This window comes from Pseudomonas sp. FW305-3-2-15-E-TSA4 (genome assembly GCF_058787295.1).
The window spans coordinates 376,891-395,654 of the sequence record NZ_JBYSZP010000001.1; the positions used below are offsets into that span (position 1 = coordinate 376,891).

The 18,764-nt window shown below is 60.6% G+C and carries 17 protein-coding genes, 2 tRNA genes and 1 pseudogene (1 of these 20 running past the window's edge); 7 read left to right on the forward strand and 13 right to left on the reverse strand.

Annotated features, from left to right (window positions below; translation table 11 throughout):
* Positions 1-3: 3 nt before the first annotated feature.
* Entirely contained in the window at positions 4-474 is a 471-nt protein-coding gene (recX, locus tag AC3WMV_RS01800; RefSeq protein ID WP_027611085.1) for a recombination regulator RecX, read from the forward strand.
* Positions 475-530: 56 nt separating this feature from the next.
* Here recX and AC3WMV_RS01805 read toward each other — a convergent pair whose 3' ends face one another.
* Positions 531-1,649: an LOG family protein gene (locus AC3WMV_RS01805; RefSeq protein WP_097086513.1), complete on the reverse strand. Its 1,119-nt coding sequence runs from the start codon at positions 1,647-1,649 to the stop codon at positions 531-533.
* Positions 1,650-2,007: 358 nt separating this feature from the next.
* On the opposite strand from AC3WMV_RS01805, the gene AC3WMV_RS01810 reads away from it, so the two are divergent.
* Complete coding sequence (locus AC3WMV_RS01810; protein WP_027611087.1) at positions 2,008-2,202, forward strand: hypothetical protein; 195 nt, start codon at positions 2,008-2,010, stop codon at positions 2,200-2,202.
* On the opposite strand, the gene AC3WMV_RS01815 is transcribed toward AC3WMV_RS01810, so the two are convergent.
* A complete protein-coding gene (locus AC3WMV_RS01815) occupies positions 2,203-2,628 on the reverse strand; it encodes a PA3611 family quorum-sensing-regulated virulence factor (protein WP_027611088.1) in 426 nt (141 codons plus the stop codon). It lies immediately after the preceding gene.
* Positions 2,629-2,817: 189 nt separating this feature from the next.
* Between AC3WMV_RS01815 and AC3WMV_RS01820 the strand changes: the two genes are divergently transcribed.
* The 3 genes from AC3WMV_RS01820 (at position 2,818) to AC3WMV_RS01830 (ending at position 4,876) form a co-directional block, all read left to right on the forward strand.
* Positions 2,818-3,564, forward strand: coding sequence for a tRNA-uridine aminocarboxypropyltransferase (locus AC3WMV_RS01820; protein WP_177408950.1), 747 nt, complete (start codon positions 2,818-2,820; stop codon positions 3,562-3,564).
* Positions 3,565-3,788: 224 nt separating this feature from the next.
* A complete protein-coding gene (erdR, locus tag AC3WMV_RS01825) occupies positions 3,789-4,439 on the forward strand; it encodes a response regulator transcription factor ErdR (protein WP_103367819.1) in 651 nt (216 codons plus the stop codon).
* 74 nt (positions 4,440-4,513) lie between these two features.
* Entirely contained in the window at positions 4,514-4,876 is a 363-nt protein-coding gene (locus AC3WMV_RS01830) for a diacylglycerol kinase (protein ID WP_003222276.1), read from the forward strand.
* Here AC3WMV_RS01830 and AC3WMV_RS01835 read toward each other — a convergent pair.
* The gene (locus tag AC3WMV_RS01835; protein ID WP_007964377.1) at positions 4,873-5,799 is read right to left on the reverse strand and encodes a LysR family transcriptional regulator; all 927 of its coding nucleotides are present in this window, start codon (positions 5,797-5,799) and stop codon (positions 4,873-4,875) included. The two genes, AC3WMV_RS01830 and AC3WMV_RS01835, sit on opposite strands and share 4 nt — an antisense overlap.
* Positions 5,800-5,932: 133 nt before the next feature.
* Here AC3WMV_RS01835 and fpr point away from each other — a divergent pair, with 133 nt between their 5' ends.
* Positions 5,933-6,712, forward strand: coding sequence for a ferredoxin-NADP reductase (gene fpr, locus AC3WMV_RS01840; RefSeq protein WP_003222277.1), 780 nt, complete (start codon positions 5,933-5,935; stop codon positions 6,710-6,712).
* 171 nt (positions 6,713-6,883) lie between these two features.
* Here the strand turns inward: fpr and tsaA are convergent, their stop codons facing one another.
* The 5 genes from tsaA to rimO all read right to left on the reverse strand — a co-directional run bounded on the left by tsaA (position 6,884) and on the right by rimO (position 11,346).
* A complete protein-coding gene (gene tsaA / locus AC3WMV_RS01845; protein WP_103367818.1) occupies positions 6,884-7,582 on the reverse strand; it encodes a tRNA (N6-threonylcarbamoyladenosine(37)-N6)-methyltransferase TrmO in 699 nt (232 codons plus the stop codon).
* 185 nt (positions 7,583-7,767) lie between these two features.
* A complete protein-coding gene (locus AC3WMV_RS01850) occupies positions 7,768-8,235 on the reverse strand; it encodes a YehS family protein (RefSeq protein WP_103367817.1) in 468 nt (155 codons plus the stop codon).
* Positions 8,236-8,306: 71 nt separating this feature from the next.
* Positions 8,307-9,017 (reverse strand): rRNA pseudouridine synthase, encoded by a 711-nt coding sequence (locus tag AC3WMV_RS01855; RefSeq protein ID WP_103367816.1) that lies wholly within the window; start codon positions 9,015-9,017, stop codon positions 8,307-8,309.
* 189 nt (positions 9,018-9,206) lie between these two features.
* Positions 9,207-9,680 (reverse strand): GNAT family N-acetyltransferase, encoded by a 474-nt coding sequence (locus AC3WMV_RS01860; RefSeq protein WP_103367815.1) that lies wholly within the window; start codon positions 9,678-9,680, stop codon positions 9,207-9,209.
* Between the two features lie 328 nt (positions 9,681-10,008).
* Complete coding sequence (gene rimO, locus AC3WMV_RS01865; protein WP_003222282.1) at positions 10,009-11,346, reverse strand: 30S ribosomal protein S12 methylthiotransferase RimO; 1,338 nt, start codon at positions 11,344-11,346, stop codon at positions 10,009-10,011.
* 349 nt (positions 11,347-11,695) lie between these two features.
* Here rimO and AC3WMV_RS01870 point away from each other — a divergent pair, with 349 nt between their 5' ends.
* Positions 11,696-13,537 carry a potassium transporter Kup gene (locus tag AC3WMV_RS01870; protein ID WP_409077702.1) on the forward strand — a complete coding sequence of 614 codons (1,842 nt, stop codon included), beginning with the start codon at positions 11,696-11,698 and terminating at the stop codon, positions 13,535-13,537.
* A 185-nt stretch (positions 13,538-13,722) separates the two neighbouring features.
* Here the strand turns inward: AC3WMV_RS01870 and AC3WMV_RS01875 are convergent.
* The 5 genes and pseudogenes from AC3WMV_RS01875 to AC3WMV_RS01895 form a co-directional block, all read right to left on the reverse strand.
* A pseudogene (locus AC3WMV_RS01875) lies at positions 13,723-13,854 on the reverse strand (DUF3077 domain-containing protein); the annotation flags it as partial.
* A 340-nt stretch (positions 13,855-14,194) separates the two neighbouring features.
* Positions 14,195-15,487 (reverse strand): virulence factor family protein, encoded by a 1,293-nt coding sequence (locus AC3WMV_RS01880; protein ID WP_103367813.1) that lies wholly within the window; start codon positions 15,485-15,487, stop codon positions 14,195-14,197.
* On the reverse strand, positions 15,487-18,126 hold the full coding sequence (mprF, locus tag AC3WMV_RS01885) for a bifunctional lysylphosphatidylglycerol flippase/synthetase MprF (protein WP_103367812.1): 2,640 nt from the start codon (positions 18,124-18,126) through the stop codon (positions 15,487-15,489). Before mprF ends, AC3WMV_RS01880 begins: the two co-directional genes overlap by 1 nt.
* A 279-nt stretch (positions 18,127-18,405) precedes the next feature.
* Positions 18,406-18,482, reverse strand: a tRNA-Met gene (locus AC3WMV_RS01890).
* 220 nt (positions 18,483-18,702) lie between these two features.
* Positions 18,703-18,764, reverse strand: a tRNA-Met gene (locus AC3WMV_RS01895); it runs 115 nt beyond the window's last position.

Below are 18,764 nucleotides of genomic sequence, written 5' to 3' on the forward strand. Positions count from 1 at the left end.
GCGATGACCACCGCTGTACTCGATACCCTCGTCGCGGTGCGGCGAACCGCCATGGACCTGCTCGCTCGACGCGAGCACGGTCGAGTCGAACTGACGCGTAAACTGCGTCAGCGCGGCGCTGAGGCGGAAATGATCGAAACAGCCCTCGACCGGTTGACGGAAGAGGGACTGCTTTCCGAAGCCCGTTACCTTGAAAGCTTTGTTTCCTACCGTGCCCGCTCCGGCTATGGCCCCTTGCGCATTCGCGAAGAGCTGGGTCAGCGTGGTTTGCAACGCGCCGATATCGAACTCGCCCTTCGTGAAAGCGGTATCGACTGGCAGGAGCAGCTTCGCGAGACGTGGCAACGCAAGTTCTCGGGACACTTGCCGATTGACGCCAAGGAGCGGGCCAAACAAGGCCGCTTCCTCGCCTATCGGGGTTTTTCGATGGAGATGATCAACCGCTTGTTCAGCGGCAGAAGCATGGACGATTAAGTCGGTTTAAATAGAAACGGCCCGCTATGAAAATAGCCGGCCGTTTTTTTTTGCCTTCAAATTACCTTTGATGGCTCACGTGCACGTTGGGCGGTCTGCGGTTGGGTGTGAGCCCAGTTTTCGGGGAGGTTGATGTAATCCACCAGTTCCCTGAGACGGCCATGATTTCGGGCATTGAACGCGAAAGCCAACCGCACCAGGTGGCTGTACTGCGCTTCGTCATGTTCCTCGCCGCTGTAAGCGTGTTGATGGAACTGGTCACTCAGGCACAGATCGGCGAAAGCCTCCTGCATATGCGCCATCGCCACGTCACTGAGCTTGTGATGCATACGAATCACGAACTGACGCTTAAGCCAGCGACTGGAGTGGAAGTTGCTGTAGAACTGGTTGATCTGCTCCACCGCCTCATCGACGTTATAGACCAGACGCATCAGTTTCAGGTCGGTGGGCAGGATGTAGTGGTTTTCTTCGAGTTGCTGGCGAATGAAATCCAGGGCGCCTTGCCAGAATGTTCCGCCCGGCACATCGAGCAGCACCACTGGCACCAACGGGCTTTTGCCGGTCTGGATCAGCGTCAGTACTTCCAGTGCCTCGTCCAGGGTGCCGAACCCGCCAGGGCACAGCACCAGCGCATCGGCTTCCTTGACGAAGAACAGTTTGCGGGTGAAGAAAAAATGGAACGGCAGCAGATTGCCGGTGCCGTCCACAGTCGGGTTGGCATGCTGCTCGAAGGGCAGGGTGATGTTGAACCCGAGGCTGTGGTCACGCCCGGCGCCTTCGTGCGCGGCGGCCATGATCCCGCCACCCGCACCGGTGATGACCATCATGTCTGATCGCGTCAGGGCCGCGCCGAGTTCACGCGCCATTGCATACAGGGGGTGCTCGACCGGCGTGCGCGCCGAGCCGAATACCGTGACTTTGCGTCGTCCCTTGAATTGTTCCAGCACCCGGAACGCCTGCTCCAGTTCACGCAGGGCCTGCAGGGTGATCTTGGCGTTCCAGCGGTTGTGATCCTCTTGGGCCATGCGCAGCACGGTCAGGATCATGTCGCGATAAATCGGCAGGTTCGGGCTGTCGGGGGAAATCTGTTTGAGCTGTTCTTCGACCTTGCTGATGAGGTCGGGGCCGCTTTCCTGAAAATGCCGGCTGAGCAGGTCATTCGGTTGGTAAGGCATTCAACGTCTCCTTCTGCACAGAGCGGGTGGCCCTGACGTGCGGCGTCAGTGCCGCGCTGCAAAAAAACACACACTCGGCAGCTCCTTTTTCTGCCGTGAACAGGTGATCGGGAATACTTTGAATCTAGACCCTTGCGAGCCATTGCGCTGAGTTGATCTTTACGCCGCGCAGGCTTTCCTGGCAACCGTTGCGGGCTGGCTGGCAATGAATATTCACCACTCGTCCGAACGTACGCCGTAGAGCAATCACTCTGATTTACTAACCTACAGGCACTGTACGACAGCTTTGAGTCGGCAACCGTACGCAGGGTGCGCGCTTTTCAAGGATTCGCGGGTAGCAGGCATGGAGGCGGGAAAGATGGCCAGAGTGGTTCTGGAAATCGATACGCAGTTGTATCGGATGCTGAAAGCATCAGCCGAGACCAATCAAGTGAGTCTCGAAGAGGAGTGCTGCCGTCGGTTGGCAGGTGGAGAACGACGTTCTCGCTACTTGCAGGCCCTGGTGGCCGAATTGCGCGCCGAGGATGAACAACGGCGCGCCAATACCCGATGATTACTTCTTCTTCGCCGGGGCAGCTTTCGGGCAATCGGAATCCTGGTAGCTGGCCGAGCCGATGGCCTTGTTGGTTTTATATTCACTGAAGTCGTAACGCATGATCGCACCCTTGGCCATCAGCTTGCGGTACGACGGGTTATTGCACACCGAAGCACCCAACTGGAAATACACGGCTTTTGGGTCAGCGCGCATCTTTTCGGCGTGGCTGGCCTGGACGCTCAGGTGGTTGATCAGAGTAACGCCCTCAACGGTGTAGCCCTGATCGAGAATGTCTTCATTGATCGCCCGCGGCGTGCCGACGCTGCTTTGCTCGGCGATGTTGCGCAGTTCTTTGTTCAGATTCTGCTCTTTCAAGGACGCCGCTTGTGCGCTGAAGGACAACGCCAGTGCGATGGCCGCGGTAGGAACGATAAGGCGCAGCATGAAACTCTCCTGATTCAGTGACTGGTGGTTCGACCAGCCCCGTGGCTGTGCGTTCAGTGGCGCCGGATTATAGGGGAGCCGGTCGGGACGGTACAGGTTTGCGCTCGTCGCTCTGGTAAACTGCCGGCCTTTATTGCCTTGCCGAGTGCTGTGTGTGTCGAGTTTTCCTGCCATAAGGCGTTGCCCGTGATCCATCATGCCCCCAACGCCGTAGCCCGCTTGCGTGACCAGCGCGAGGACGAAGGTATCAAGCCGATTCAGGCCCGTGGTTTTCGCTCCGAGCGTTGCCGCGACTGCCGGGTGATCATCAGCCACTGCCTGTGCGCTTGGCGGCCGACCGTCGAAACCCGTTCCGGTGTGTGTCTGATCATGACCGGCAAGGAAGTGTTCAAGCCGAGCAATACCGGCTGGCTGATCGCCGATGTGGTGCGCGACAACCACGCGTTCATCTGGTCGCGCACCGAGCCGGACCCGCGGATGCTGGCGCTGCTCAACGACCCGCAATGGCAGCCGTACCTTGTATTTCCCGGCGAATATGTAGAACCGTCGCGGGTGACCAACACCGTCGTGCCCGATAGCAGCAAGCGTCCGTTGTTCATCCTGCTGGATGCGACCTGGACCGAGGCGCGCAAGATTTTCCGCAAGAGTCCGTACTTCGACCGTTTGCCGATTCTCAGCCTGCTGCCCGACAGACTCTCGCGTTATCGCCTGCGCCGCTCGACCCGCAGCGAGCACCTGTGCACCGCCGAAGTCGCGGCTTTGTGCCTGGAACTGGCCGGGGACAGCGATGCAGCGTCGGCGCTGGACGCTTACTTCGATGTGTTCAGCCAGCACTATCTAGGCGCCAAACAACAGTTGCCGCTCAACGAGTCGACTCCGGCCCACGCCGAGCTCTTGCCTTATATACGAAAGCCGCAAGCGGTGTTGGCCCCATAGTGGCCCATACTTCACCCAGCGGCGGCCGTGCTGCTTGACCACCCCGGCTACGCTGGGCATGCTTGGCGCCGATTGGGGTGCGGCCAGGGTTTGAAACGCCGTGTTTGCTCGTGATTGGCGTTGAACGTGCCCCTGTGGATAGCGCTGTGCGGCGCTATCTCGAGTTGCTTTGGCGAGACCCGAATGCGTCGGGTCTGCCATCAAAAAACAGGATCATTTGAAAAATGTCCACATACGACATCCTGATTGCCGATGATCACCCTCTGTTTCGTAGCGCGCTGCATCAAGCGGTGACACTGGGCCTTGGCCCGGATGTGCGACTGGTGGAGGTGGCGAGCATCGCCGAGCTGGAAGCGCGCCTGACCGAAAAGTCCGACTGGGATCTGGTCCTGCTGGACCTGAACATGCCCGGCGCGTTCGGGTTTTCCGGTCTGGTCATGCTGCGCGGGCAGTACCCGCAGATTCCGGTGGTGATGGTCTCGGCCCAGGAAGAGGCTTCGGTCATGGTCAAGTCCCGGGAGTTCGGCGCCAGTGGCTTCATTCCCAAGTCCAGCGACCTGAATGTGATTCAGCAAGCTGTGCGCAAGGTGCTCGATGGCGATGTGTTCTGGCCCCCGCAGGCATTCGAAGCCGTCAGTGTTTCCGATGAAGCCAAAGCCGCCAGCGACGGCCTGGCCAGTCTCACCCCGCAGCAGTTCCGCGTACTGACCATGGTCTGTGAAGGCCTGCTCAACAAGCAGATTGCCTACGAGTTGAGCGTGTCCGAAGCGACCATCAAGGCCCACGTCACGGCGATCTTTCGCAAGTTGAATGTGCGCACCCGGACTCAGGCGGCATTACTTCTGCAACAACTTGAGTCAATTCCGAGCCAATAAAGGCTGGCGTCTTCACGCTTTTTTGACTTTTGTTGCTCTAGCTTTCCCACTCCTTTCTGGTTGGTTTTTACGTTATGTCACCTTTCAAGGGCCAGACCGGCCTGAAACGCATCCTCAACGCATCCGGCTACTCGCTGGACGGCCTGCGCGCAGCCTTCACCGGCGAAGCCGCATTTCGCCAACTGGTGCTGCTCAATGTGGTGCTGATTCCGCTGACGTTCTTCCTGAATGTCAGTCGCGTTGAACAGGCGCTGCTGATCGCTGTGTGCCTGCTGGCGCTGATCGTCGAGTTACTGAATTCGGCGGTGGAAGCGGCGATTGACCGCATTTCCCTAGAACTGCACCCGCTGTCGAAGAACGCCAAGGACATGGGCAGCGCCGCGCAATTCGTGGCCCTGAGCATGATTGCCCTGGTGTGGGCGGTGATTCTGCTTTAAGCGATACTCGGCAAGACGATCTCGTCGCTGCGCTGCACCCCGGCGGTGAAGGCGCGGCACAGATCGAGAAACTCGCGCATGGCCGAAGTCTGGTATTTCTGCTTGTGCCAGATGAAGTAGAACTGCCGCGCCAGGTCCAGATCCGGCGTTTCCACCGCCACCAGGCTGCCGCGTCGAAACGCATCGCGCAGCGCCAGCCGCGAAATACAGCCAATCCCCAACCCTGATTCCACCGCGCGTTTGATGGCTTCGGTGTGCTCCAGCTCCAGGCGGATATTCAGCGCACTGCGATGGTGCCGCATGGCCTGATCAAAGGTCAGGCGCGTGCCGGAACCCTGTTCACGCAGAATCCACGCTTCGTGCGTCAACTCTTCCATGGTCGCGCTGCCACGTTTGGCCAGTGGGTGCTGCGGCGCGCAAAACACCACAAGTTCATCTTCCACCCAGCTCTGCACTTCGATGTCCGGATGGCTGCAGTCGCCTTCGATTAGACCCAGATCAATTTCGTAATGAGCGACTTGATGCACGATATTGGCAGTGTTCTGTACGTGCAGTTTTACCTGGCTTTCCGGGTGGCGCTGCATGAAGCCGCCGATCAACAGGGTCGCCAGATAATTGCCGATGGTCAGGGTGGCGCCCACCGAGAGTGAGCCGAAACCGGATTTGCCGTTGAGCAGGTCTTCGATTTCCTTGGACTGGTCGAGCAGTGCCACCGCTTGCGGCAACAGCTGTTTACCGAGGGCGTTCAGGCTCAGGCGTTTGCCGGCGCGATCGAACAGCTGGCAGCTGGACTGGCGCTCCAGTTCGGTGATCGAGGTGCTCGCCGCCGACTGCGAGAGGTTGAGCAGACCCGCAGCACGGGATACGCTTTCCTGCTGGGCGACGGCGACGAAGACTTGCAGTTGACGAAGAGTAAATCGCATATCGATATAACCGATAACCCTTATCTTAATAATCCAGTTAACAGATATTGTCGTCGCTATTAGAATGCGTTGCAATTGCGCACTGTCGGCCGCATAGGCGAGCGCAGACCCAATATCCAGGAGTCCCACGTACATGAGCAACATGAACCACGAGCGTGTCCTCAGTGTTCACCACTGGAACGACACTCTGTTCAGCTTCAAGTGCACCCGCGATCCGGGCCTGCGCTTCGAGAACGGTCAGTTCGTGATGATCGGCCTGCAACAGCCAAACGGCCGCCCGCTTATGCGCGCTTACTCGATCGCCAGCCCGAACTGGGAAGAGCATCTCGAGTTCTTCAGCATCAAGGTGCCTGATGGTCCGCTGACCTCGCAGCTGCAGCACCTGAAGGAAGGCGACGAGATCATCATCTCGAAGAAGCCTACCGGCACCCTGGTGCTCGACGACCTGAACCCGGGCAAGCACTTGTACCTGTTGAGCACCGGTACCGGTCTGGCGCCGTTCATGAGCGTGATTCAGGACCCGGAAACCTACGAGCGCTTTGAAAAAGTGATCCTGGTGCACGGCGTGCGCTACGTCAACGAAGTCGCCTACCGCGAATTCATCACCGAGCACCTGCCGCAGAACGAGTTCTTCGGTGAAGCGCTGCGTGACAAGCTGATCTACTACCCGACCGTGACCCGCGAGCCGTTCGAGAACCAGGGCCGTCTGACCGACCTGATGCGCAGCGGCAAGCTGTTCAGCGACATCGGTCTGCCACCGATCAACCCGCAGGACGACCGCGCGATGATCTGCGGCAGCCCGAGCATGCTCGACGAGACCAGCGAAGTGCTCGACAGCTTCGGCCTGAAGATCTCGGCGCGTATGCGCGAGCCGGGTGACTACCTGATCGAGCGTGCATTCGTCGAGAAGTAAGCCGCAATACCTGTGGGAGCGGGCTTGCTCGCGAAGGGGGGCTGTCAGTCGACGTCAATGTTGAATGGCGCACCGCTTTCGCGAGCAAGCCCGCTCCCACAATGGTTTCGTGCTACACAGAAAAGCCCGCGTTGCCTGAGAAGGCAGCGCGGGCTTTTGCGTTTCCGGGGTTCAGGTGTTGGCGGGGATGACTTCCAGTACCCGGATCTGCTCCGGCGTCGGGTAATGCCAGCGCACGTCCAGATCCCAGAACTGCGCACCGTATTCGCGCTCTGGTGTCGGCGTCTGATACGCCGGACGCGGATCCTGAGCCAGGCACTGCTCGATCAACTCGACCAGAGGCTCGCCGAGGCGCTGAGCATGGCCGTGCGCCTGTTGCAGTGCGGCGTCCGTCCACCGCACGTCAATCAGCTGTGGCGCGGCACTGGCGATGCTGTTGGAGGCGTCAGCGATGATGTCGGCGTAAGGTACATAGGGTTTGATGTCGAGAATCGGTGTGCCATCGAGCAAATCGATCCCCGAAATGAACAGCCGATGGGCCTCGACCTTGTCCAGCTTCACCACAGACTGCCCGATGCCATTGGGCCGGTGCGTCGCACGGGTGGCGAACACGCCCATGGACTTGTTACCGCCCAGACGCGGTGGCCGCACCTTCAGACGCGGCTTCTCTTCCAGCGCCTGATGAAACAGGAACAACAGCCAGACATGGCTGACCTGCTCCAGCCCTTGCACGGCGTCTCCCTGATCGAACGGCGCCACCAGCTCCAGCACGCCACGGGCGGCGGGGGCCAGTTGCGGCTGGCGCGGGATGGCGAACTTCTCCTTGAAGCAGGAGCGCACGAAGCCGATGGGGGAGACGTTGTAAGTCATGGTCTGGAGTCGAGGTGGGAGCGGGGTGGGGATGATAACCCGAGGTGGCCGGGCCGACGCCTTCGCGAGCAAGCCCGCTCCCACAGGGATCTCGAGTGGAGTCCGGTGTTGTGTCAGCCACAAAACCTGTGGGAGCGGGCTTGCTCGCGAAGGCCGCGCCGCCGATTCAGAGCTTATGGCGCAGATCAGCCACGAACGCGCAGGGTCAGGCCCTTGAGGAAGTTGCGCAGCAACTGGTCGCCGCACGCGCGGTAATTGGTGTGGCCGACCTTGCGGAACAGTGCGCTCAGCTCAGGCTTGGACACCGGGAACTCGGCTGCCTTGAGGATCGCGTGCATGTCGTCTTCCTTGAGTTCGAAGGCCACGCGCAGCTTCTTCAGGATGATGTTGTTGGTCACCGGCACTTCGATCGTCTGCGGTGGACGGCTTTCGTCCTTGCCGCGCTTGAACACCACCAGACCGTCGAGGAAGTGCGCCATGACTTCGTCCGGGCAGCGCACGAAGCCTTCTTCGTCTTCTTCTTTCTTGTCGAGGTACGCGACGACGTCTTTGAGCTCCACGTCCAGGCCGCCGAGCTTGATGATCTCGATGACTTTCTTGTCGCTGATGTCGAGCATGTAGCGCACGCTGCGCAATACGTCGTTATGAATCATTGGGTAATCCTGATAATCGTTGTGGGCAGCACGCAGGCGCGCTGCCGGAATGTGTGGCGGCAGTGGAAGCTTTAGAACTTCTCTTTGCCGGACAGGTAGCGCCATTGGCCCACCGGAACCTTGCCAATCGACACGCCGCCGATGCGGATGCGGCGGATGCCGACGACCTTCAGGCCAACCGCTTCGCAGAACTGCGCGATGATCCCCGGCTGCGGGTTCTTCATGGCGAAGCGCAGGCGGTTTTCGTTCTGCCAGCTGGCCTTGACCGGCGGCAGCTCCTTGCCCTTGTGGGTGAGACCGTGCTGCAGGCGATTGAGGCCGTGGGCAACCATGTCGCCTTCGACCTCGACCACGTATTCCTGCTCGATCTTGGCCGCATCGGCAGTCAGTTTGCGCAGCACTTTCCAGTCCTGTGTAAACACCAGCAGACCGCTGGCCTTGGGCTGCAGATCGGCGCTGGCCGTCAGGCGCAGGAAGTGGCCGCGCAACGGGCGTTTGCCGTAGCGGTGCTCTTCGCTGAGGGTGTCGGCGCTGAGCGATTGCATGGCGGTGTCGACATCCATGCCGGCCGGCACGTTGAGCAGGATGGTCACCGGCTCCGGCGCGGTGGCCTGGGCATCCTTGTCGAGCTCGACCTTCTGGTCGCCGACCTTGAATTGCGGTTCGTCGATCACTTCGCCGTCCACGGTGACCCAGCCGCCCTCAATGAACAGCTCGGCCTCCCGGCGGGAGCAACCGACCAGTTCGATGAGGCGTTTGGAGAGGCGAATCGGGTCAGTCATGACAGGGCCGTAACAAAAAAGGGGTGGGCATTGTACCTGCCTGGCGCCGGTTAAGCCCGGTTCCATTTGCAGGGTGTTCGCAATTCCTGTGGGAGCTGGCTTGCCAGCGATGGCATCACCTCGGTGCATCTGTCAGACCGAGTCGCCTGCATCGCTGGCAAGCCAGCTCCCACAGGGTTCTACGATGTGTCAGCCGTTACTTGAGCGCTGCTGGGTCTGCCGCAGGCGCATATGCAGCAACGGGTACGGCTGGCCCATGCCATCCACCTCCGAGCGGCCGATCACTTCAAAACCCTGCTTGAAGTAAAACCCCAGCGCCTGCGGGTTCTGTTCGTTGACGTCGAGTTCATCGGCATTCAGATGTTGCATGGCGTAGTTGAGCAGTTTCTTGCCCAAGCCTTGGCCACGATACTCGGGATCGATGAACAGCATTTCGATTTTGCCCGCCGCCACCCCGGCGAATCCGGTGATGCGCTGCTGACGATCCCTGGTGCAGATCAGCATCACCGCGTCCAGATAACGGGTGAGCACCAGATTGCGCAGCAACTCGATGTAGCTGTCCGGCAGAAAATCATGGGTCGCGCGGACCGAGGCCTCCCAGACCCGGGTCAGTTCCTGATAATCGCTGAGTTTCGGCGTGTGAATGACCGAATGCTGACGCATGCCCGGCTGCCTCTTTTCAAATGGGTGAGCGGGATTCCTTCCCACTGCAAACGATAGACGCAAAAAAGCCCCGCATCTCGTAAAAAGAGCGGGGCTTTTTGTATTTATTTCGGTGTCTGGCTGGCTGTTAATGTTGCCTGCAAGAGCTTCCCCCTCACCCCAACCCTCTCCCCCCAAGGGGGGCAAGGGGGGAAGGGAGCTGATCTTCATGCTGTTCAAAATCTGAGGTCGACTCGATATTTCAAGTCGCCGTCATTCGAAAGAGCAACTCAATCAGTCCCCTCTCCCTCAGGGAGAGGGTTAGGGTGAGGGGCTTTTGATCTTCAGATCAGATCTGCTCAGCCCACAGGTCGTATTCGTCAGCGTCAGTCACCTTGCACCAGACCTTGTCGCCCGGCTTGAGGTTGCTGCCGTTGTCGATGAACACGTTGCCGTCGATTTCCGGGGCATCGAAGAAGCAGCGGCCGACGGCGCCTTGCTCGTCGACTTCGTCCACCAGCACTTCGATCTCGCGCCCGATGCGCATTTGCAGACGGGCCGAGCTGATCGCCTGCTGGTGCGCCATGAAGCGCTCCCAACGGTCCTGCTTGACGTCGTCCGGCACCACTTCCAGGTCCAGATCGTTGGCGGGGGCACCATCGACCGGCGAATACTGGAAGCAGCCGACGCGGTCGAGCTGGGCTTCGGTCAGCCAGTTCAGCAGGTACTGGAAGTCTTCTTCGGTTTCGCCCGGGAAGCCGACGATGAAGGTCGAACGGATGATCAGGTCCGGGCAGATCTCGCGCCAGTTCTTGATCCGCGCCAGGGTCTTGTCTTCGAACGCCGGGCGTTTCATCGCCTTCAGCACTTTCGGGCTGGCGTGCTGGAACGGGATGTCCAGGTACGGCAGGATCTTGCCGGCGGCCATCAGCGGGATCAGCTCGTCAACGTGCGGGTACGGGTAAACGTAGTGCAGACGCACCCACACGCCCAAGGTGCTCAGCGCCTCGCAGAGTTCGGTCATGCGGGTTTTCACCGGCGCGCCGTTCCAGAAACCGGTGCGGTATTTCACGTCGACACCGTAGGCGCTGGTGTCTTGCGAAATCACCAACAGCTCTTTGACGCCGGACTTGACCAGGCGCTGCGCTTCGTCGAGCACATCACCCACCGGACGGCTGACCAGTTTGCCGCGCATCGACGGGATGATGCAGAAGCTGCAGCTGTGATTGCAGCCTTCGGAAATCTTCAGGTACGCGTAGTGACGCGGGGTCAGCTTGATGCCTTGCGGCGGCACCAGGTCGATCAGCGGGTTGTGATCCTGACGCGGCGGCACCACTTCGTGCACCGCGTTGACCACTTGCTCGTACTGCTGCGGACCGGTCACGGCCAGCACGCTCGGGTGTACGTCGCGGATATTGCCTTCTTCCACGCCCATGCAACCGGTGACGATCACCTTGCCGTTTTCCTTGATCGCTTCACCGATCACTTCCAGCGACTCAGCCTTGGCCGAGTCGATGAAACCGCAGGTGTTGACCACCACCACGTCGGCGTCCTGATAGGTGGACACCACGTCATAGCCTTCCATACGCAGCTGGGTCAGGATGCGCTCGGAGTCGACCAGTGCTTTCGGGCAACCCAGAGATACGAAGCCAACCTTTGGATTGGCCGGCGCAGGAGTGGTGGACATGTCTAACCTCGGTGTTTTGTGACGTCGCTTGCCGTGTGGGAAAGCCGACGGATGGGCGCTTAGGGTGCGCCTCTGATCAAAAAGTGCGCAATTCTAGCGATGAGCAACGCACTTGACCAGCTTTATGCAGGGAAATACGACGAGTGCTGCGCTATGCTTCGCGCCGTTGAGCTTTACCAATTTTTTACAGTCAACAAAACTTCTGTAACAACAGGTAAAACAGCGCATGCTGCACCACAAAGCATAGTGCTTCATTCAAAGAAGCCGGTTCGAGAATCAGGAGTGTTGGATGGGTCAGGCAAGTAGTCAGGCGGCGGGCGCCGAGCATTCGGCTGCAAAACCGCTGAGCATGCTGGTCGCGGCAGTCGGGGTAGTTTACGGCGACATCGGCACGAGCCCGTTGTACACCCTCAAAGAAGTGTTTTCCGGCGCGTATGGCGTGCCCGTCAATCACGATGGGGTACTGGGTATTCTGTCGTTGATCTTCTGGTCGCTGATCTGGGTCGTTTCGATCAAATACATGATGTTCGTCCTGCGCGCCGACAACCAGGGCGAGGGTGGCATCATGGCGCTCACCGCACTGGCACGCCGTGCGGCGGGCAAGCGCAAGAGGTTGCGTTCGTTGCTGGTGGTTTGCGGACTGATCGGCGCGGCGTTGTTTTACGGCGACAGCATGATCACCCCAGCGATTTCCGTGCTGTCGGCGATCGAAGGCCTGGGCCTGGCGTTCGACGGCATCGACCACTGGGTGGTGCCGCTGTCGCTGGTGGTGCTGGTCGGCTTGTTTCTGATCCAGAGCCACGGTACGGCGCGGATCGGCATTCTGTTCGGGCCGATCATGGTCACCTGGTTCCTGGTGCTCGGCGCCCTCGGGGTGTATGGCATCAGCCATTACCCGGAAGTGCTGCATGCGTTGAATCCGGTCTGGGCGGTGCGTTTCTTCATGGTGCACGCCGGCATGGGCGTGGCGATCCTCGGCGCGGTGGTACTGGCGCTGACCGGTGCCGAAGCGCTGTACGCCGACATGGGCCACTTCGGGCGCAAGCCGATTGCCCGTGCGTGGTTCCTGCTGGTGCTGCCGGCGCTGGTGCTGAACTACTTCGGTCAGGGCGCACTGCTGCTGGAAAACCCGGAAGCGGCACGTAACCCGTTCTACCTGCTGGCGCCGAGCTGGGCGCTGATTCCGCTGGTGGGGCTGTCGACGCTGGCCACGGTGATCGCCTCGCAAGCGGTGATTTCCGGCGCGTTCTCCCTGACTCGTCAGGCGATCCAGCTCGGTTACATCCCGCGCATGTACATTCAGCACACCTCCAGCGATGAACAAGGTCAGATCTACATCGGCGCGGTGAACTGGTCGCTGATGGTCGGCGTAGTGCTGCTCGTACTCGGCTTTGAATCCTCTGGCGCCCTGGCTTCGGCCTACGGCGTGGCAGTGACCGGTACGATGCTGATGACCACCATTCTGGTGTCGGCCGTCATGCTGCTGCTGTGGAAATGGCCGCCGGTCCTCGCGGTGCCGGTGCTGATCGGTTTCCTGCTGGTGGACGGTCTGTATTTCGCCGCCAACGTGCCGAAGATCGTGCAGGGCGGTGCATTTCCGGTGATCGCCGGTATTGCGCTGTTCGTGCTGATGACCACCTGGAAGCGCGGCAAGCAATTGCTGGTCGAACGCCTCGACGAAGGCGCGTTGCCGCTGCCGATCTTCATCAGCAGCATCCGCGTGCAACCACCGCACCGCGTGCAGGGCACCGCGGTGTTCCTCACTGCGCGCTCCGACGCCGTGCCGCACGCGCTGTTGCACAACCTGCTGCACAACCAGGTACTGCATGAGCAAGTGGTGCTCCTGACCGTGGTCTACGAAGACATCCCGCGCGTACCGCCATCGCGCCGCTTCGAAGTCGAGGCCCACGGCGAAGGCTTCTTCCGGGTGATCCTGCACTTCGGCTTTACCGACGAGCCGGATGTGCCTCAGGCGCTGAAACTGTGCCATCTGGATGAACTGGACTTCAGCCCGATGCGCACCACTTACTTCCTCAGCCGCGAAACGGTGATCGCCTCGAAACTCGAAGGCATGGCCCGCTGGCGCGAGGCGCTGTTTGCGTTCATGTTGAAAAATGCCAACGGCAACCTGCGGTTCTTCAATCTGCCGCTGAACCGGGTTATTGAGTTGGGGACGCAGGTGGAGATGTAGTCGCGCCCTAACTGGAAAGCCCCCGTCAGCTTCGAGGCTGGCGGGGGCTTTTTTGTGCCCGCACATAAACCTCAAGTCCACCACAAATCCCCTGTGGGAGCTGGCTTGCCAGCGATGAGTCCGGCACATCAAGAATCAATGTCGACTGACTCACCGCCATCGCTGGCAAGCCAGATCCCACAAGGTTATGAGGTGGGTTCAGCCAGTTCGGCTTCAGATTCGGTCTTCGTCCGCGCAGGTCGCGGCATCAGCGCTTGGATCACGTCATCAATCAAGGCTTTGCCCATCACGGTCAGGTAATGCGCAGCCCAGGCGTGGTGCTGAATGGGTCAGCGACGTCCAGAGAGTATCTCGTCAAAAAACAGCGCAATAGAGCCGCAAAGCGCCCGAACACGAGTTTCGGAGTTTGCCTACAAGGTCTGTGGCGTCATCTGATATTGCGAAACTGGAAGTAAACGAAACTAAACATCCGGCACGAAACTGACCCTGTGGGAGCGGGCTTGCTCGCGAAGGCGTAGTGTCAGTCGACGAACCCGTTAGCTGAAACGCCGCCTTCGCGAGCAAGCTCGCTCCCACAGGGAAATGTGTGGATTGCTGGAATGTAAAAAGCCCCCGCAAGCGTAAGGCTGCGGGGGCTTTTTGTTTGGCCGGCTCAGATCACTCTGCCGGCTGATCCTTGCTCTGACGCTTCTCGATCAAGTCCACTAGGCGCTTGGCCAGCGCCGGGTAGTTCTCGTCGAAGTGGTGGCCGCCAGGCAGTTTCACCGCTTCGCCGACTGCCGTCTTGTCGGTGCAGCCGCTTTCGTCGGTTTCTTCGGCGCCGTAGATGCACACCACTTTGGCGGCAGGCAGCTTGGCCATTTCCGGGCCGGTGGCGGCTTCTTTGCCGGCGTTGCCGAGCCAGCCTTCGACTTCGATTTCGAAGCTGCCGGTGCGGGCGAAAGCCAGCAGGATGATGGCGTCGACGCGTTGCTGCTCGGTGTCCGGCAGGCGGTTGTAGATCGCTGGCAGGACGTCGGCACCGAACGAGTAACCGGTCAGGATGAAGCGTTTGGTGCCCCACTTCTGCCGGTAGTGCTGCATCAGTTCGGTCAGGTCCAGCGCGCTTTGCTCGGGGCTCTTGTGCTGCCAGTAGTAGCGCAGGGTGTCGATGCCGACCACCGGGTAGCCAATCTTGGCCATCTCGCCCGCTACGTCGCGGTCGAGGTCGCGCCAGCCGCCGTCACCGGAGAGGAACAGCGTGACGGTGTCTTTGGCCTGACCGGCCGGCACTTCCACCACCGGGATTGCCAGACCGCCGTTGGCCTTGTCGCCGCCGACGAGGATCTTGCGCAGCTCGTTGTTCAGCACTTGCGGCAGGTTGATGTCGTAGTCGCTGATGCTGGTTTCAGCGTTCGGTTGATCGCGCACGAAACCGGCGCTGGTGTCGTCCGGGTTGTCGTTCCATGCCACCAGCCAGTGGCCATGAGCCGCGGCTTTCGGCAGCAGGTGAGTGCAACCGGGTTTTTCCAGCGCCAGGTCAACCGAGATCGCCTGGGCCTTGTCGTCCTTCTGCTCGGACAACCAGCGCCAGGCCAGCACGGCGCCAGGGCCGATACCGCTGACCAGCGTGGCCGGGCCGTTCAGTTCGCGCAGGCCGGTCTGCAGGGCGCGGCTCTGTTGCAGGCAGTCCTTGGGCAGAATCACTTGAACGATCTGCGCCGAGGCGCTGCGGCTCAGGGTGCTCAGTTGGTTGTCGGTCAGCTTCTGGTCGTCATTGACCGCGACCAGCACCTGAGCCTTGGGCTGGGTGCCGGGAATGACGCGGGTCATTACCGTGCCGTCGGCGGCCGTCAGTGGTTGCAGAGTCGGTTGCGGTGCCGGGCGTTTGAGGTACCAGTAACCGCCGCCGGCAATCACGGCCAGCACGATCAGTGCGGCCAGGATGTACTTCAGGGAGCGTTGAATCATCAGCGTTTCACCAATCCAGTCAAGCCGCCCGCGATCAGGGCAGCAGTATCGGCCAGCGCCACCAGCGGATCGAGTCCGGCGGGCACTGCCATATAACGGGGTTCCCAGTCAGGCTGGAACTTGTCTTTGAAGCGGCGCAAGCCTTGGAAGTTGTACAGCTGCTCACCACGGCGGAAGACCATCGAACCCAGACGCTGGGTCAGCGGTGCACCACGCCGGGGTTGCAACCCCGACAACGGCACCATGCCCAGGCTGAAGCGCGCGTATCCGTGACTCTTATAGTGTTGAATCAGGCCGACCATCAGGAATTCCATGGTCAGCTTGGGGGCGTCCGGGTGCGAGCGCATCAGGTCCAGACTGGCCAGGTCATGGCTGAAAGTCTCGAGCAGGTTGGCGAACGCCACCGGGCGACCTTCGAAGCGAATCACCGCAATGCGGAAATGCTTCAGGTAATCGTCGCTGAACCGACCGAGGGAGAAACCTTTCTCGCGCACGTTCTTGCCGGTCAGCCACGCATCGGAAATCACTTTCAACTCGTCCATCGGCGCCTGGCCCGGTTCATGGATTTCCAGCGACAGACCATCGCGGGTACCACGGTTCCAGGTGTAGCGCAGGTCCTTCATCTCTTTGCCCTTGGCTTCCAGGTCAAAGCGCTGCAGATCGACCCGGGCTTCTTCGCCGAGCTTGATCGCGGTCAGGCCGATGTCCATGTAGTACGGCAGGTTTTCCGCACGTACCTGATAGAACACCGGGCGAGCGTGATGGATGTCGCACAGGTCGCGGAACTGCCAGATCATCTCGGCGCGTTGCTGGCCGGGGCCGATCGGGTCGTACAGCGCCACCAGGCTGCGGCCACGGCGGGCGTACATCAGGAAGGCTTCGTCGTTCTGGTGAAACAGCAACGCCTTGTCACCGGTCAGCGCGAGGCCGCCATCGGGTTGCGACGAAGCCATCAGGATTTTCGCGGCGCGATCCAGTTCGTCCGGGGTCGGCAGGTGGATCACCGGGCGCGCGGTGCGCAGCAGCCAGGTCAGCGCGATCACCAGTAACAGCACGGCGGCGCCGAGCAGCGAACGCAAGCCGCGCGGGGCGTCAGCGTCTAGGGTGAACTGCCACCACAGTTGATGGCTATACGGCACGTCCTGATAGGCGAACAGCAGCAACCAGGTCGAGGCGCCCAGGACGCAAAGGCTGGCCACCAGATACAGCGGCGAGAACGGCAGTTCGGTCAGGCGGCTCGGGCGATAGAACGAACGGCGGAACACTCCCAGCAACGCGGCGGTGAGTGTCATCAGCGTGGCTTCTTCCCAGTCGAAGCCTTTGAGCAGCGAGAGCAGGGCGCCGACCAGTAACAGAATGGTGGTCAGCATCCACGCCGCCGACAGACGCCGGCGCAGGCCCTGCGCCAGCATCAGACACAGCACACCGATCAGGCTGGCGCCGAAGTGCGAGGCGTCGACCAGCCGATGCGGGATCAGGAAGCCGATGTGTTCCAGACGCGTGTCGATCTCCGGGGTGGCGCCGGAAAACAGCAGCACCACGCCGGACAGAAACACCAGCACCGCCAGAATCGGCGCGGCCAGACCGGATGCGGCGCGCATGGTCTGGGTCTGGAACAGGCGCTGGCCTTCGTTGATCAGCAAAAACAGGCAGGCTACCAACAGCGGCAGCACGACGTAGATCAGACGATAAAGCAGCAGGGCGGCGGCCAGCGGTGCGGCACCGAGAGTGTCTGCAAACGCGGCGAGCAGGATCGCTTCGAAGACCCCGACACCCCCCGGTACGTGGCTGAGGACGCCGGCGGCCAGGGCCAGCAGGTACACCAGCAGGAAGGCGCCGAATGGCGGGGCTTCCGGCAGCAGCAGATAAAGCACGGTGGCCGCTGCGGCGACGTCGAGGGCGGTGATGATCAGTTGCAGGAAGGTCAGGCGGCGGCCTGGCAGGCGCAACGTCCGGCGACCGGCCCTGACCAGCAGGTTATCGCGGTACGGCTGCTCCGGCAGGCGGCGGCGATAGATGCCGATCGCCAGAGTCGCGCCCAGACCCAGCACCACCATGGCAATCGTGCCGAGCAGGCCTTCTGACAGGCCCAGTGCGGCGGAGGCGGCGGGCAGGTCGCTCAGGGTCGCGAGAGCCGCCAGCGGTGGCAGGGCGCAACCCAGCGACAGGCTGGCGAACAGGGTCATGTGCGCGACTTCGGAGGCGCCCAGCCCATGGCGTGCATACAAACGGTAGCGCACCGAGCCGCCGGACAGCAGCGACAGGCCGATGGCGTTGCCAATCGCAAATGCGGTGAAGCCGCCCAGCGCCAGAGTGCGCGGCGGCAGTGTCACGCCGGCATAGCGGCTGGCCGACCATTCATAGCCCAGCAATATGATGAAGCCGACCACCGTAGCAGCCACTGCGCCGAGCAGGGCCGGTTTCGGCACCGCCAGGATCGAGTCATGCAGGGCATACAGATCGAGTTCACTCAGCAGATGGCGGCAGGCAATCAGCGCAATGGCAAACAGCAGCAACGTGACCGCCAGACCGATCGGCTGGCGATATTTGCTCAACCGATCCAGCAAGCGCAGGCGCTCGGGTTTGATCGGATGTTCTGCTGTGACGGTGTCTTGTGAATCAGACGAGTTGGCGCGCATCAATCACCTCTTGGATTGTGCGCGACAGGATGGAGGTATCCAGCCAAGTTACCAATCCCTGTAGAAAAAAATAATCACAAAATACTACGCCTCTCATCCGGGATCGGCGAGGGCGGGTCATGGATTGCAGACGTCTTGCCTGCGACTCAAGCATAGTCGCAACTCGGTCGGTCTGATGATCCTGAGCGTTTCACTGCAGCGTGACAGATCATTGTTGCGAAAGGACTTTTTCCACAGATACAAAAAAGGCCACTCTTTCGAGCAGCCTTTTTTGATGTTTGGTTGCGGGAGCCGGATTTGAACCGACGACCTTCGGGTTATGAGCCCGACGAGCTACCAGACTGCTCCATCCCGCGTCTGTGTGGCGGCATTCTACAGGCGAACGGCGAGGTGTCAACCGCTAATCCCGTAAAGGGTCAAATAAGTGTGAATTTGCGTCAAACGGTCGCAGCGGTGCGGTAAGTTTCGGAAATGCAACGAATTCCTGTTCGCCCCGATGTGCGTGATGCAGAGGCTGGTCTGAAAAACAGACAGACACAAAAAAGGCCACTCTTTCGAGTAGCCTTTTTTGATGTTTGGTTGCGGGAGCCGGATTTGAACCGACGACCTTCGGGTTATGAGCCCGACGAGCTACCAGA

What these genes read in the sequence shown, in the direction of transcription:
- AC3WMV_RS01815 (WP_027611088.1), bottom strand. Translation starts at nt 2,628, where the DNA reads ATGCTGCGCCTTATCGTTCCTACCGCGGCCATCGCACTGGCGTTGTCC.
- AC3WMV_RS01850 (WP_103367817.1), bottom strand. Translation starts at nt 8,235, where the DNA reads ATGATTCATAACGACGTATTGCGCAGCGTGCGCTACATGCTCGACATC.
- AC3WMV_RS01830 (WP_003222276.1), top strand. Translation starts at nt 4,514, where the DNA reads ATGTCACCTTTCAAGGGCCAGACCGGCCTGAAACGCATCCTCAACGCA.
- AC3WMV_RS01835 (WP_007964377.1), bottom strand. Translation starts at nt 5,799, where the DNA reads ATGCGATTTACTCTTCGTCAACTGCAAGTCTTCGTCGCCGTCGCCCAG.
- mprF (WP_103367812.1), bottom strand. Translation starts at nt 18,126, where the DNA reads ATGCGCGCCAACTCGTCTGATTCACAAGACACCGTCACAGCAGAACAT.
- tsaA (WP_103367818.1), bottom strand. Translation starts at nt 7,582, where the DNA reads ATGACTTACAACGTCTCCCCCATCGGCTTCGTGCGCTCCTGCTTCAAG.
- AC3WMV_RS01810 (WP_027611087.1), top strand. Translation starts at nt 2,008, where the DNA reads ATGGCCAGAGTGGTTCTGGAAATCGATACGCAGTTGTATCGGATGCTG.
- fpr (WP_003222277.1), top strand. Translation starts at nt 5,933, where the DNA reads ATGAGCAACATGAACCACGAGCGTGTCCTCAGTGTTCACCACTGGAAC.
- AC3WMV_RS01860 (WP_103367815.1), bottom strand. Translation starts at nt 9,680, where the DNA reads ATGCGTCAGCATTCGGTCATTCACACGCCGAAACTCAGCGATTATCAG.
- rimO (WP_003222282.1), bottom strand. Translation starts at nt 11,346, where the DNA reads ATGTCCACCACTCCTGCGCCGGCCAATCCAAAGGTTGGCTTCGTATCT.
- AC3WMV_RS01870 (WP_409077702.1), top strand. Translation starts at nt 11,696, where the DNA reads ATGCTGGTCGCGGCAGTCGGGGTAGTTTACGGCGACATCGGCACGAGC.
- erdR (WP_103367819.1), top strand. Translation starts at nt 3,789, where the DNA reads ATGTCCACATACGACATCCTGATTGCCGATGATCACCCTCTGTTTCGT.
- AC3WMV_RS01880 (WP_103367813.1), bottom strand. Translation starts at nt 15,487, where the DNA reads ATGATTCAACGCTCCCTGAAGTACATCCTGGCCGCACTGATCGTGCTG.
- recX (WP_027611085.1), top strand. Translation starts at nt 4, where the DNA reads ATGACCACCGCTGTACTCGATACCCTCGTCGCGGTGCGGCGAACCGCC.
- AC3WMV_RS01805 (WP_097086513.1), bottom strand. Translation starts at nt 1,649, where the DNA reads ATGCCTTACCAACCGAATGACCTGCTCAGCCGGCATTTTCAGGAAAGC.
- AC3WMV_RS01855 (WP_103367816.1), bottom strand. Translation starts at nt 9,017, where the DNA reads ATGACTGACCCGATTCGCCTCTCCAAACGCCTCATCGAACTGGTCGGT.